The sequence below is a fragment of the Paraburkholderia sp. BR10954 genome (genome assembly GCF_040965775.1).
GTDB lineage: Bacteria > Pseudomonadota > Gammaproteobacteria > Burkholderiales > Burkholderiaceae > Paraburkholderia > Paraburkholderia youngii.
Window position 1 is genome coordinate 1 of record NZ_JBFRCK010000065.1, and the last position, 14,369, is coordinate 14,369.

A 14,369-nucleotide genomic window follows, 5' to 3' on the forward strand; every position below is an offset into this window, starting at 1 on the left:
GAACATCAACACCGACGCAATTGATGAAGTCGCCCTGGCACTTCTCTACCTGACCCTGCATGCCCGATACCGCGCATGGAAGGGTTTCGACTGGGATGTGCTGAACCGACTCTACGAACGGGGTTTCGTCGAAGACCCGGTCAACAGGACGAAGTCTGTGATCTTTACCGAAGAAGGACTGCGTGAGTCCGAGCGGCTCTTTAAACAGCATTTCGTCATTCCAGAAAGACCGGGAAATTGATTCAACGAACTTCTAACTCACGACACTAGCCCCTGGAGGGAATCTTTCCTGAAGGCCGCTTGCATGCCTCGCGATTACCGCGCGAACGGACTACGCAACGCATGTGGTCCGTTTTGCTAGACCACGGCCCCCCTTGATAGACGGCGGGTACGTGCCGCTTTTTGCAGCGAGATGTTGGTCCGCGTTCTCTCCCCCTGTCAAACAATTCTACTTCACTCGAGCCGCCCACTCATCAGCTATGATCGAGTCCTGTTCTCGCCGCGGAGGGGACTGTCCAACCGTGCGGCTCAGGCAGCATTGGTAGCCAGCATATGATTCCACACCGCAAGCCAGCCCTTTCGTGAGTCATACTGTTTTTGCTTCGCGATAAACGTACTCCAAAACATTCGGTTTACCTTTCTTTGGGAGCAATTCTTCAGCTACTCTCCCCTGCGTCGTTGAATCGCGGTACGATTTGGTTTGGGCTTGGGAATCAGCGCACCTCCGCTCACGCGAACGTGATGGAAAGCTTTGCAGACCTTCCTTAACCATGCTTGGCGAAAGAAAAGCAATCTGTTTGCCTCATAGTCGCCCCGCGTGAAACCACGAAAAGCAACCGACTTGACGATAAGGGCGGATTCGATGACTAGGTCGTGTCCGGCTTCCCAGCATGAGCATCTGCGTCCTGGGAAGCAGCTTTACCAACAGTTCCCGCGCATGTGGACGGTCACTTTGACGTCTTTCGGAGTCGACCACCTTGGACCGCCGCCAATCCACCTTTTGCTGAATCTTCTTCCAACGTCTGGTGCTCCATTTGCTCCCAATCGCTGCCAGCAAGCGAATGCGGCGGCTTGATCGTCTCCACGGCTTTTCGGCTACTGAGATGGATTCGAGCCGCTCGCTTAGGTACCCACTGCGAGCGACCCAATCGTGCAGCGTCGAATCCCTGAGTCGCGAAAAAAACGTCATCACGCCAATTGTAAATATCGCCGTCAGCCTCAGCATCCTCCACAGGTTACGTATCCGATTCGGTGTCCGCACCATGTGCACGAACGGCGAAAGCGGCGCCGAACTGGGCGACTGCCTCTAAATCGTCATCCAACGCGAGCGATGAGTCATAGTCAGATAATGCGTTTTCCGTCGCTTCGACAAGCATGGCCTCAAGCGTTCGTGGATCGATCCTTTTCCTGAGCATGGAAGACTCCTTGTGGTGAGGTGTGCCGCCATTCCCAGCAATTTGTGGGCCACAAGAAAGAGACGGTCAGTGCAGGTTCCGACCGACTGGGACTCATCACTTTGTCGCGTTCCGGACATGCGACCGTCATAAGTGCAACAACATGGTCATCTCCGGTGCAACATCGGAATCCCTGAGATTCGGCCCTCAAGAGGTGTCGTGTGAGACGTGATCTCCGGAAATCGAAAAAAGCCTCGCCATTGTCAATCCCAGAATACCTTGACGCATCGCACACTTTGCCCTCTTGTCGATTTGTGTTTGCGGGACTACCTTTATCATCCGCCGTGTCGAATCAGTTCATGGCCTCGGCTCGCGATGGAACTGGCAACAAGTTGGCGACGAGTTCTCAGGGGCTCCTCTGAAAGGGAGAGGTTTGTCGAATTGGAGGGAAGTTGCATGTATTGGGGAAAGGAACATATCGCGCACGAAACGATCGTCGTAAGCCTAGTGGTTCGATCAAACCGTTTGGAGATGTGAATGCATTTTCATGAGCTAACCAATGAGGAATGGGAGCGACCAAGATGCCGCGCGAATACGTTTGAGCATCGACCGCTTAAGCGAGATGGACCGATGGAACCCGGATCGTCTCTCACCCGGCGGTTGCGCGTGGCCGCGTTGCAGCGCTTTATCGAAGTAAACGGATCCCTAGATTACAAACTCAATTCTATGGTCATCCGGCAGACAGTCAATCACAGCAAGCGCGTCGCGGCACTCGCGTGCAGGATGACGAGCATGATGGGCAGGATGGGCTGGAACACGGACACCGCCTGCGAAATTAGCGCGAAGCGCCTGTCAGTTGCTGCGCTTTTTCACGACATAGGCAAAGCCGCTGTATCGGCACAAATCCTAGGCAAACCGAGTGCGCTTGACAAAGCGGAATACTCAGCCGCAAAGGCTCACGCCGCACTAGGTGCGAAGCTGATTGACCAGGTAGCGTCCGGCTTTCCGCAATCCGATTTGCCTAGTCTCCTCAGGGAGGTAGCCCTGTGTCATCACGAAAGATGGGACGGAACTGGCTATCCTAGCGGCCTTCGAGGCGAATCGATTCCGATGGCAGCGCGTCTCGTCTCAGTCGCTGATGCCTACGACGCCATCCGGCATGCGCGAGTCTACAAGCGCGCCATCCCCAGAAGTCAGGCGATACGGGCGATTGTTGATGGTGCAGGCTCGCAGTTCGACCCTCGTATGGTGCACCTCTTCCTTTCGGTCGTTTCTGCCGTTCGTCAGAAATAGATGGATCTAGAAGAGGAGGGGGCCACGCAATCGAAGCGCACCCTTCCCGATTCACTCGAACTCGCCAAGGGCAACTGATTCTTCACCAAATGAGTTCCTCTCCTCTCGCACGCCAAGTGTAGAACGATGCATGACTGAACCCCTGCTTTCCCGCTTAGCTCCTTGACTGGCATACGGGCATCGGCTTCCTTCAGAAAACCGATGAGTTGTCCTTCCGTAAAGCGCTTCTCCATGTTCGTCTTCTTCTCCGAAACGAACTCTACTAGGTTTCGGTTAGCTCTACTCGTTGGGAGCAGGTCACTGGGGGCGAATCATGCGGGGCCTAGTAGGCCAAAGCCACAAATATCGAGGCGGGAAGACAGTAACGGGGATCACAGCCGGGATAGAAGCGCGAGATCAGGGATCTCGACTATTGCTAGCAAGTGTTTCGGCGAAGCTCGATGATCGCACGAAGCTCGTCTGCACTAAATCTACCGTCCAGCACGATCTTTCCTTGCCGCCAGTCCGGCGCGTTCCGGACGTCATTCCAGTCGATCCAGCCATCAGCCTGTCTGAGTACATTTCGCGCTGTTTGGTCGTCCATGCTTCCTATCTCAGCGTAGAAGGTTGATGAGCCGAACACGGCATATTAAAGGATGATGAGTACTTCAGCGAACTTGATCGCCGATTTTGGAATCGTGACCGACTCGGCGGGTCTGGCATTGCGCGATGTCGATTGTAGGTTTTTCCCCAGTTGAGATCGAGTTCGGGCTCCAGGACGTTGGGGTTTTGGGGATGTTTTCTAAGTGGTCCACCTGTGCGTGATCCAGTGATGACGCTACATGAGACGGTAAAGCATCGCGTCGGCAATGGTTTCGTCGCCACTCTACTCACGGATAGTCCCCAAAGAACGTTGCGCACGTCGTCAGGGCACGCTTCGACATCGAAACCATGCTGGTGCCCCAGCGCAGGGGATCCTCTCCATCTCAAATGCGCGACGCCGCCATTTGCGCAACGGAGTTCCGATATGTCCGCCTTCAGGGAGCTTCCTTGCATGTCTTTAGCCCCCCGGAAAGTCAAAACTTGACACATATTCGCGCGACCGCACGGTCGAGGGCCGCGAGATGTAGGGCATCAAGCGACGTTTGTTGGGCGACGCGCCCCACTGCTGTTGCAACCTGTGTCTGGCAATCTGTATTGCTGCGAAGAGGCGCCACGCCCTTCAAATTTAGCATGATATTGGCCTGCAGCTTATCCAGAATTGGTCGAATAACGCCCGGCAAGCTCTGGCGAGGCGTTGCGGGAGCATTGCCCTGACGCATCCAGTTGCTGAGCAGCTCGTACTGAATTTCTTTGTTGGCTTCAATTTGGTCCGAGAAAATGTTTGTCACATCCTCCGTGGTTAGTCCGTACTCAGACGCCATCGCCACCGCATTTGCAATGACTTGCGCTTCTCGCTGAGGGTCATAGACGGGTTGGCCCGTGTCCCACTTGTTCAGAGCGACCTGGTCCGCGGTGTTGAGGCGATCTGCCATGGTGCGCACGAGCGGCACGAACGCATCCTGCTGTGCCCCGGCCGAGCAGCCTGTCACGAGCCATACAGCTAGTGCAAGTGTCACTGCATGCCGAGTGCAAACACGCCTCATGTTCTTCTTCAGTTTCAATACTACTCTCCCTATTGGTTCATTCTCGCCTGCGGCGAAGCGCTCCGATACGTCGCCCATCGCTACAGTCGCTCTGCAGTTCGCACTACATTGGACCTCAAATCCGGATAGTTAGGACATGGTCTGAGCCAAGACATTGGTCAACGATAATTTCCGACGCCCAATCGACAAGAATTTTTCATTTTCCAGAGCGCCGGAGAATTTAACGTAATCATCAAACTCTCACGGTCCAGACAGTTGTCAACTTGACCTGCAAGCAAAACCTCAGATTCCGCCCCCATTCTCGAACTTAAGCCGGCAAGCTCCGGGAGTTGGTCGTCCGACGTCCTTGAGCTTACAGGCTTCGCCGCGCGCCCCCGGTTTGCCTCCGTTTTCATTGGAGCCGACAATCGTCAGGAAGCCTCCGATATCCCAACACCTTCAATCAAGGTCAGCTTGACCGCTTGTCTCGGAGCTCCTTCGTATAGACCGCTTTTGAAATTCGATTCATCCATGCCTCCGCTTCTCGGTATTATGAAACGTTCGCTTCCATTTTTTTCGACCGGGCCTCATGGCGCCCGCAAGTTGGTGTTGCGGACGAAATCGCGAATCTTGCTGAACGCAAAAGCGAGAGGAGAGAAATCGTATGCTTACGATTGCTCAGGTCAGGACCGCCGAACGACCTCGAACCTACAACGCCAAGCGGCCCGCTCAGTGCATTCATAGTAGTCGAGATCGTAAGGGCCGGATTTCCGGCGCCATAAACCTACATCGACCCTTAGACCAGGTAGCGGCGGCCTAGGGTCGAACCGTAAATCCAAATGACCGCCTTGGGCAAGTTCGTAGGAGCACCGGACTAGCGGCGATTGCACAGAACCGTCATTATCAAGCTGCGGCGGAAAAAACATGGACGAGGTAAATTCCTTGATATTACCGTCGCCTGGTCCTCTCGAAGTGCCAATCCATTCACCCTCGTTATCGTTGGTTGTTGCCGTGTACACACCCCGCGCAATCTTGATGTTGGCAGGCATCGGGCAGCTTTCGTACGTTTCAGCAGCAGCGCAATACGATGCGCCGAGCGCAAGGGCAACAACAAGTAAATTTCTCATCATCGGGTTCGCTTCTCCACTTTGCAAAACGGTAAGTTTAAGCATCTGATCGTCTGGCTGAGCACTCAACGCATTCTACTATGCAAGCTATAGGCGGCAGCCAATTTCGCCTTTTGATGACCTATATTCCACGATGATCAGCGGAACCAAAAACATATTTATACATTAATGACGCGGATGATGAAAAGTAAACGTAACTTATGCCCGATTAAAATATCGTTGATAGCATGTCGAATCCATGTTTCTCGTAGGTGCAAGGAGGGCGGCGATAACGCATGCAGAGGACACGAGGAAATGACGAGGACAATCCGACGCGCACACTCAATGGCATTCAGCGCGAAACAGGCCACCCGCAATAGTCTGCGGACAGTATGAACACTTACCAGGGCGACGGTATCGCGACAGGTGCATGAACCAGGACCGAGCTGGCCCGCGGCACTTGCCCCTCGATGAACGGCAACAGTCTGTTGGCAGGAATGCGAGGAAATGAAGATGGCATCAAAAAAGTAACCGGAAAGTCGTGGGCTCTTTGCCCGCATCGTGCCGGAGACCGCCTCTCGACCTAGCAGCACGGTCCCCTAACGACGATCGTGCGTTGGCATCAATATATTTGATGCTTTTCTTCTGGCAGTTGCTCAGACAATTTCGTAAGGTACGTGATTGCGGCGCCCAGTGCACGAGTCGCATAATTTACGGCATGTTAACAAAGGAATGTGTATGGAAATCATGACGAGAGTGCTTTCTGGTGGCCTTCTGTCCGCGGTTTTAATGGGTGTGGCGGCGCAGGCCTCTGCGGTCGCGGCGAACGATGTATGCATATACACAAACCCGAAAGACCCTACCGAGAGTTATCCCTACTACTGTGGGACCGGCCCGATAGATGGTCCGGGGAGTCAGGCAACGGAGTAACGTGGCCGGTCTTTGAGCTTGGCACAGTGTCGGCGAGAACCTAGGCGATGACAAAAGGAACTCGCGCAATCATCAGCGGCGTAGTGTGAAACGTAGCATTGGCCGATGTCCGAAGGGAAGGTGCGCTGGTGGAACTGGCTTCCCATTCCCCTGTTTGTCTTGGCCAGATCACTGATTGCGAGCAAGGAACCCGCGGCGGAAGTGTTCCGCCCGCCCGCCGCAATTGTGAAGTGCTTCTATCGAAATTAGGGAGCCGTTGACCCATTTCATGCGCCCGGGTTTTCGCCTTCCAGAGGCCCCCGAGTTATGCAGCCTTATCCTTTGTCCGCTGAGCCGCGCAGGCCAGTCCTGCATGAACTGAGTTGGTGACAAGCCACGGCATGAATCACGACGACTTGCGGTTATAGAACATATCAAGGCATTTGAACAAGTCGGCCATGGTTTCGCGATGCGTGCGATACTGGATCGGCCGGAATTGGCGAAGGCCAACAGGTTAAGCAGTGATCTGATTCAGATAAAAGCGCCGCGTGAACGCGACAGGCGATTGGTAGTCAGCGGCGCCTGCGGCCGTTGCCGGTTGTAGAGGATTTCGATGTATTCGGTGATCGCCAAACGTGCCTGCTCTCACGTGGCAAAACATTGATGCTAGACCAGTTCATTCTTCGGCGTTGCCCCGACGGATTCGATCGGGGCGTTGTTGTAGCGGTTGCCACGGCGGCTCAGCAACGCGTGTATGTCAAGGTGGCCGATGAGTGCTTGATAGGCGAGCGGGCGCTAGTGCCATCCTCGATCGCTATGGTGAATCGGGCCGGCGGGTCACGACAGCGCGAAACAGCGCCGACATGACCAGATTTTTTCGTCCTCCGTTCCCTTACCGCCTAGCCGACAATTTCACCACTGTACAGTTCCTTCAGGCCGGTAAATACAGTCAGCCCCTTCGGTCACCATATAGGTGATGTCACCGCACCAGGCTTGATTGAGTGCCGTCGCCGAGAAATCCTGATTTAGCAAATTCGGCGCTCGTTTCGTCGTGAAGCTCATTCCTATAGACCACTTTTGAAATTCGATTCATGCATGCCCCCGCTTCTCGGTATGACGAAACGTTGGCTTCCACATTTTCCGACCGACCTCGGAACGGCGAGTTCCGGATCTGCGGCGCGCACGGATTCCGGACCTTGGGTTCAGCACGCCGAGCGGGCGCAGGCGTTAGGTGTGTGACTTTAACGGCTATTCTCGATCGCCCACTAGTCAGGAAGTCTCACCTTGATCATGGTGCCGGCTCCCGGCGAGCTGATAACGTCGATCGCACCGCCCAGCATCAGAACACGCTCTTCCATCCCTGCCAGTCCGAATGACCTCTTTCTCGTTGCCAGAGGATCGAATCCGCAACCGTCGTCGAGCACTTCGAGAAGGCAAGCATCGGGGGTTCGCTCTAATGCGATGATTACTCTTCTGGCCGCAGCGTGTCGTGCGACATTGGTCAGTGCCTCTTGAACGATGCGAAACAGCACGATAGCGCGATCCTCGCTTACGGCGATATTCTCGTCCTGCAAGTTGAGATGACAGACCGTCCGGCCGTTGCGGTTGAAATCGGCCACGAGCCACTCGAGCGCCGCTGCAATTCCGGAATCGAGCGCTGCGGGGCGCAGCGACGCGATAACGCCCCTTACCACCTGCATCGTTACATCCACAAGTGAAACGAGCGCCTGCGTATGCTCTACCAGATCCGGGCGATCCGCGCCAAGCCTCATGCGCAATATCGACGCCCTAAGGCGAAGCGCGGTGAGGTGCTGTCCGAGTTCGTCGTGCATTTCCCGCGCAATATGCTTGCGTTCATCCTCCCGAGCCGTCTCGCGATGTGAGGCAAGTTCACGCAGCATCTCGTAGGACTCGCGCAAGCGGAGCTCTGCTTCCTTGCGCTCCGTGAGGTCAACTACGAAAGCAACGCCTTCCTTCCCGCTGCAATCGAAAGCAGCGCGGCCGACCATGACCGGTATGCGACTGCCATCCTTTCGCACGTATTCTTTTTCCTCGGGTTGAACGTCGCCGTGGTTTCTGATTTTGGCCAAAGCCCGTTCGCTGCTTTCCTGCCATTCAGTTGGCGTGAGATCCCTCCAGCGGAGGCATCCTGACGCAAGGTCCTCTCGCTCATATCCCACCATACGCAGGAAAGCGTCGTTGGCTTCGAGAATGTCGCCGGCGGCATTCCAGACGATGATGCCAATGATATTGGCGTCGACGAGGCGGCGAATCCTGGCCTCCCGTTCCTGCAGGTCGCGGTACAGGCGAGTGTTCTCGAGTGCAGTCGCCGCCTGCGACGCGAGCAGCCGCAGCAGTGCAATCCGGGTCGATGGGAAGGCGCGGGTGATCAGATTGTTTTCGAGGTACAGGGCGCCGATCAGCTTCGCTTGATTCATTAATGGCAGGCATAAGACGGAACGAGTCAGATACTGCCGGATATGAGGATCTGTCGCGAACCTGGGATCGGCCGCAGCATCATCGAGAATGACACTTTCGCCTGTGCGCAATACATCGTAGAGAACAGGCCCGGGAATCATGGTCGCGCTCACGGGCGCATCACGCAATTGGACGCATGCCTTGTCGCTGTCCGTCCAGGCTTCCGCTGCGAGCCGCTGGTCTCCTGTATGCGAAAGGATCAGTAATCCACGCGTCGCTCCCGCCTGTTCGATAGCGGTACGCATGATCGTCTCAATCAATCTGTCGAGGAAAACCTCTCCGGAAACAGCCTGCGACACCCTGATGACGGTAGCAAGGTCAAGGTGTTCAAGAGGCGTCCCGATAGTGCTGCCTGAATCAGGCGCTCGCTCGTTGTCCCTTAGACCTGGGTACAGTTCGTCGAGTTGACGCACCTTGCCTTCTGCGCCCCAGCGTCGATACCCCCGTCGTGCGTCCTGCAAATAGGCACGGGCGATCTTCTCGAACCCGCGCGCCGCGTAGAACGCGGATGCGAGTTCATTGGCAAGCGCTTCGTTGTGTACGAGCTCGTTTGCGCGCGCAAGGCGAATGGCCTCTTCGTAGAGCCGCATCGCGTCGACATCACGGCCTTCCAGGCGCGCCATCTCGGCGCTTACCAGTGAAACCCGATTGCCGAAATTCGCGGGACAGTTGTTCGCCCAGATCTCCAATTGCCGACAATGCGCGGCGATGCTGTGGAGGTGCTCCTGTCGCTCCTCGGCTGGCACCCGGTCGAAATGCGCGGCCTTTGTGAGAGCGGCGTAAAAATGGTACTCGCATTCCTCCAGGTGCGTCGACGAGCTCCAAAGTAGCTCTTGCGCGATCGATGCCGCGTTCATGGCGGCCACATAGTCGCCTGAAAGGAATCGTCCCTGCAGTTTCCGGATCCAGTACCAGCACGCGGCCGTCGCGAGCGCGGGGTTGCCGGACAGGTGCTGCTCTGTACGAAGCTCGTTGAACTCGTCATAGTCGAAGTGGCCGAATTTCAGTGTGGCGCCGCGGAGCATTCGGATCAATACGAGTTGTGTGGTGAGGTTATCGACGACCAGACCGAAACGTGTCTTCCTGGAAAACGCGAGGCCCTGTTCAATTTCGGTTTCGACATCGTTTAGAGGGTCACCGCCGAAAAGTCGGTCCGAAACGATATGGCAGCAGGTATAGGCGCCAGACGGAAGGTCCCCGGTCCGACCCGCTGCTTCGAACGCACGGCGCAGCACTTCGCTGCTGAAGCGCACGTGTTTCGTCCAGCGCACAACGTACAGCGCGTAGCAGAGATAGGTGACCGCCTCGAAGCGTTTGAGTCCGCGTCGCTCGACCAGATCGAAGCCGAGCTGACCGAACTGGACTCCAGCGTGGTAATCGCCAAAGCGTGGCCCAGCGATCCGCGGAAACATGACATACGCGAAACACGAGGCGTCGCAGTTCCCACACTCCAGACTCAGGCTGATCACTTTGCATATAGCGAGAGAAGCCAGATTCGCGTCAAAAAACCAGGCTGGTCTCAGGAGCTTGCTAAGCACGTCAGTGATTGCGAGGGACGCTGGGTCCGTCATCAACGGCATATCGATGAGTGCCTCGATAGTCCGGCCCGCAAGCCGCGGCCGGATGTTTTCGTACTCTCTACGTATGTTGCTTTCATGTGGGTGTGCGGGCCAGTCGATGCCGACTTGACGGAGGTGATCGAGGCAAACCTCGACCGCGCGATCGCTTCGATCGAGAGTCAGGTAAACATCCATTCGCAGACACGCGACGCTCGCCTGATCCACGGTGTTCGTCGCGCGGTTTGACAGCATCGCCAGCCGCTCTTCGGCATCGGTTAGCCGCCCAGTGAGGAACTCGCATTCTGCCAGGCTCAACTGGAGCGCAAAGACCAGTTCGTGCCTGCGTCCCCAGCAATCGTCCTGAAGGAGTGCAGCGCCGGCAGTGAGATAGGTGAGCGCCGACGCATAGGCTGTCGACGCCTTGGCTCTCTTGCCGGCGATCAGGTTAAAGGCAGCCAGTTGTTGGCGTTCCTGCCTGGACCTCACCAGCGCCGCGCCTCGGTTGAGCTGACTGACGATATCAAAGATCGCCTCTTCCCGTTTGCTAGCGGGAGTTTGCGCCGCGAGTAGCCGTCCAATTCGCAGATGCGTGTGAGCACGCAAATCTTTGGGAATTAGCGAATAGGCAGCTTCCTGCACCCGGTCGTGTACGAACCCGTAGGCGTCTTCTAGTTGCTCGACCAACTCCTGCTCGAGTGCCGGCTTCAGCAGCGCCCGGATTTCCTGCTCCGAAACGCCCAGAACTTTAGGCAGCCTCATATAGGAGGCGGTGTTGCCGAGACAGGCAAGCTGTTGCATGGCGCGTTGCGTTGACGCCGGTAGGCGCACTAGCTTTGCCACCATTAGGTCGACTACATTGTCGGTGTACTCTTTGCGGTGGATGCGGGGCAGGTCCCAGCTCCAACAGGCCGTGTCATGGGCAAAGCTCAGCAGATCGCTATCGGCAAGCTCGCGCAAAAACTGGATGACGAAAAACGGATTGCCCGCCGTCTTCTCATGCACGAGGTGCGCAAGCGGTGCCGCACGTCCCGGCTCACAGTGAAGCGCTTCGACAATCAGTTGCTCCACGTGTTCACAAGCAAGAGGCGCGAGAACAATTTCGTCGAGCCTTGCGCCGACAGCCCTTAACGTCTGAAGCTTGTGCAGCAGCGGATGTCCGGGAGTTACCTCATTGCTGCGATAGGCGCCGATTACCATCAGATGCTGCAGATCCGAGCGCGCAAGGAGCCCGTCGAGCAAGTCGAGCGTCGCGGCGTCGAGCCATTGCAGATCGTCAAGAAATAGTGCCAACGGATGTTCACGTCGCGCAAAGACGCCGATAAAGCGCTGGAAGACGACTTCAAAACGGCGGCGCGCCTGATTTGGCTCGAGCTCTGGGACGGGCGGGGGATCGCCGATGATCAGCCTGAGCGCAGGGATCAGATTGGTCACGAGTCGCGCGTTAGGACCGAGTGCCCCGATCAACGTCTCGCGCCAGGTTGCGAGTTCCGCGTCAGGCTCGCCGAGTAGCGGTCTGATCAGGCCCTGAAAAGCTTGAACAAGCGTCGCATAGGGTATGTCGCGCTTGTATTGGTCGAACTTGCCCGACGCGAAGAGCCCGCGCGATGGTACGAGTGCCTTATGCAGTTCATGGACGATTGCGGATTTGCCGATACCCGAATACCCGGAGACGAGCACGAGTTCAGGGATGCCAGTCCTGACTACGCGATCGAACGCAGTGGTCAATGCATCCACCTCCCTCTGCCTCCCGTAGAGTTTCTCAGGGATCAGGAGGCGGTCGGTCATGTCGTATTCGCCCAGCACAAAGGAATCGATGTGGCGTTGACGCTGCCATTCGGTCAGGCAATGCCTCAGATCCCGCTCGACGCCAGCCGCCGTCTGATACCGTTCCTCCGGCGTCTTGGCGAGCAGCTTCATGACAAGCTCTGAGACGGGAAGGGGGACCGTGTCTACCCGTGCTATCGGAGGCACCGGCTTACGCGCAACATGGCAATGTACCCATTCCATCGGATCCGCAGCAGTGAACGGTAGGGACCCCGTGAGCATTTGATAAAGCGTAACTCCGAACGCGTAGAGGTCGCTGCGAGAGTCGATCGAGCGGTTCGTCCGCCCAGTCTGTTCGGGCGCCATGAAGGGTAGGGTGCCGGCGATCGTTTCGGGTGGCTGTGGAAATTGCCGCTCGCGCGGCAGTCGTGAAGCGATCCCAAATCCTGTGAGCCGCGGCTGGCTGTCCGTGCAGTCAACTAGCACATGGGCAGGCTTGAAATCCTTGTGAACGAACCCACTCCGGTGGAGCTTCTCAAGCGCCCCGGCAATGCCGACGGCGAGGCACAAAACACGTTCCACCCCGAGAGGCGCGCCCACCAGTCGCTCAAGTGGTTCGCCGCCCGGATCCTCGAAAACCAGTGCCATCCGTTCATCTTCGCGTACCAGCTTTATCGGGTGCACCGCCCACGTACCATTCAGTTGTTCTTTCAGCGCGAATTCGTGAGCAAGGCGCTCGAGAAGGGCGATCGAGGGATGTTCCTCGGTGGTCCGGAGAGTCAGGACGCTATCGTTGCCGCTCGGGGACCGGACGCGACAGAAAGTGCGCTCTGCATCCTCCCAAAGTATGTGGACACTGAAGCCTGTGTCAGAGCCATGTGGATCGTTCATCTGCCGTCATTCACTAGTCAAGTTCAGTCCCTGATCGTATCAAGGGACGCAGCCCAATTCGTCTGTCTAAAGTGTCCTCTGGCTGCGCGGTAAGAACCATAGGGTAACTCTCGCACAATAGCGCCGCGACGCCGCAATGGCCACTTGCATCCCACCGTGCGTGGTTTATGGAAATCCTGGCAAAAGTATCTGAACCACTGGCTGTCCGGGCAAGGGTTCTAACATATGATGAAACCGCCGAGAAGGCTCAGTGAGTTCCTGACTACACCGGAACGTCTGGGTTTTGCCAATGGAAAACCCGCGGTCATCGCAAGCGTGTAGCCCGTGGGAGGTCCAGTTCCAGGGAGCTTTAATGGCTGCAGCAACAGAGCGAACGGTCGCGATGCGCCCGCTGGACAATTCCATACCATTTTGAACGTCGTGGTGGATAGCAAGCTGAAACCGCTAACGTTCTGCGCAACGGCTGGAACTGACGGCGCGGCAGAATCGCCGGCTTGTTGTGCGGCTCGGAATTTGGGCCGTGGACTGGCTTTCGGACAAAAATCTCGCGCAGCGAGACGCTGTCGAGATGCTTTGTTCCGATCGTGCTCACGATTATCCCCGGTTGACACGCCGATTTTGGGCCGGCCCCTAGCGTTGGAGAAGCCACGGGAATCCCAGCGTCCGCATGGCGCTAAAGGGGTCATATCGAATGACGAGCGAAGGCCTGTTGATCCTGCGTCGACTGCATCCGCCGACGGTCTACCAGTCACGCACACGATAGGAGCGCTTGGACGAGTTCATCCATATTGATGGCGGTGATCACCGCTAGCTCGAGGACCGCGCTCCAGCGTGCACGCTGTTGGTGTATGTCGATGACGCAACCAGTCCCTTCATGCACCTGCAATTCACTCAGGCGGAATCGACGTTCCGCCAATTTAAGGCGACGCGCGTTCTTATCGAGCACTGCGGCAAACCTGGCGCTGTCAGGTTGACGCCCATCTGCACTCCCTATGTGAACAGTAGTAATACTTATTATATAATCGTTTTGATTGCTCCCGGAACGTACAGCCGTACCATGTACCGATGCGCTGTTTGACTATGGCGAAATAACAGGCCGCGTTCCTCTGTGTCTGCAGCGCCAAGCGCTGACGAAAGGGGCTTAGCGATTGTGTGCGACGCGTATCTCGAAAGGGAACATCTGACGTTCGCGGTTACGGGTCGGCAGATCACGCGTGCAGCCGCTTTGATAAAAATGTGCTTAGCCCTAGCAGGCTGTTGAAAAGCGCCCCGTCATGACGACCGAAGCTACGTTCAGGAGACTTGCGCGTGCAATTTCCCGCTGAATTACCGGTTTGCCGCGCGATCCGCGCGGGGCATGCGCACGCATGC

The 14,369-nt window shown here is 56.5% G+C and carries 6 protein-coding genes and 3 pseudogenes; 2 read left to right on the plus strand and 7 right to left on the minus strand.

Annotated elements, in window-relative coordinates; genetic code table 11:
- Positions 1-241, plus strand: a 241-nt coding sequence (locus AB4Y34_RS38515; RefSeq protein WP_368718992.1) for a DUF6429 family protein, incomplete at its 5' end; no start/stop codon positions are given.
- A 994-nt stretch (positions 242-1,235) separates the two neighbouring features.
- On the opposite strand, the gene AB4Y34_RS38520 is transcribed toward AB4Y34_RS38515, so the two are convergent.
- A complete protein-coding gene (locus tag AB4Y34_RS38520; RefSeq protein WP_368718993.1) occupies positions 1,236-1,415 on the minus strand; it encodes a hypothetical protein in 180 nt (59 codons plus the stop codon).
- A 609-nt stretch (positions 1,416-2,024) separates the two neighbouring features.
- On the opposite strand from AB4Y34_RS38520, the gene AB4Y34_RS38525 reads away from it, so the two are divergent.
- Positions 2,025-2,687 carry an HD-GYP domain-containing protein gene (locus AB4Y34_RS38525; RefSeq protein ID WP_176369824.1) on the plus strand — a complete coding sequence of 221 codons (663 nt, stop codon included), beginning with the start codon at positions 2,025-2,027 and terminating at the stop codon, positions 2,685-2,687.
- Positions 2,688-2,790: 103 nt separating this feature from the next.
- Here AB4Y34_RS38525 and AB4Y34_RS38530 read toward each other — a convergent pair.
- The 6 genes and pseudogenes from AB4Y34_RS38530 to AB4Y34_RS38555 form a co-directional block, all read right to left on the minus strand.
- Positions 2,791-2,920: pseudogene (locus tag AB4Y34_RS38530) on the minus strand (transposase); the annotation flags it as partial.
- Positions 2,921-3,742: 822 nt separating this feature from the next.
- Entirely contained in the window at positions 3,743-4,312 is a 570-nt protein-coding gene (locus tag AB4Y34_RS38535; protein ID WP_176369827.1) for a chorismate mutase, read from the minus strand.
- 662 nt (positions 4,313-4,974) lie between these two features.
- A complete protein-coding gene (locus AB4Y34_RS38540) occupies positions 4,975-5,463 on the minus strand; it encodes a DUF3757 domain-containing protein (RefSeq protein ID WP_368718994.1) in 489 nt (162 codons plus the stop codon).
- 1,168 nt (positions 5,464-6,631) lie between these two features.
- Positions 6,632-6,790, minus strand: a pseudogene (locus tag AB4Y34_RS38545) (IS3 family transposase); the annotation flags it as partial.
- Positions 6,791-6,820: 30 nt separating this feature from the next.
- Positions 6,821-7,347 (minus strand): annotated as a pseudogene (locus AB4Y34_RS38550) (DDE-type integrase/transposase/recombinase); the annotation flags it as partial.
- Positions 7,348-7,571: 224 nt separating this feature from the next.
- Positions 7,572-12,998 (minus strand): AAA family ATPase, encoded by a 5,427-nt coding sequence (locus tag AB4Y34_RS38555; RefSeq protein ID WP_368718995.1) that lies wholly within the window; start codon positions 12,996-12,998, stop codon positions 7,572-7,574.
- Positions 12,999-14,369: the final 1,371 nt, after the last annotated feature.

Bases quoted from the DNA above. Each gene is read 5' to 3' on its own strand.
- AB4Y34_RS38520 (WP_368718993.1), bottom strand. From the start codon at position 1,415: ATGCTCAGGAAAAGGATCGATCCACGAACGCTTGAGGCCATGCTTGTC.
- AB4Y34_RS38525 (WP_176369824.1), top strand. From the start codon at position 2,025: ATGGAACCCGGATCGTCTCTCACCCGGCGGTTGCGCGTGGCCGCGTTG.
- AB4Y34_RS38535 (WP_176369827.1), bottom strand. From the start codon at position 4,312: ATGAGGCGTGTTTGCACTCGGCATGCAGTGACACTTGCACTAGCTGTA.
- AB4Y34_RS38540 (WP_368718994.1), bottom strand. From the start codon at position 5,463: ATGCTTAAACTTACCGTTTTGCAAAGTGGAGAAGCGAACCCGATGATG.
- AB4Y34_RS38555 (WP_368718995.1), bottom strand. From the start codon at position 12,998: ATGAACGATCCACATGGCTCTGACACAGGCTTCAGTGTCCACATACTT.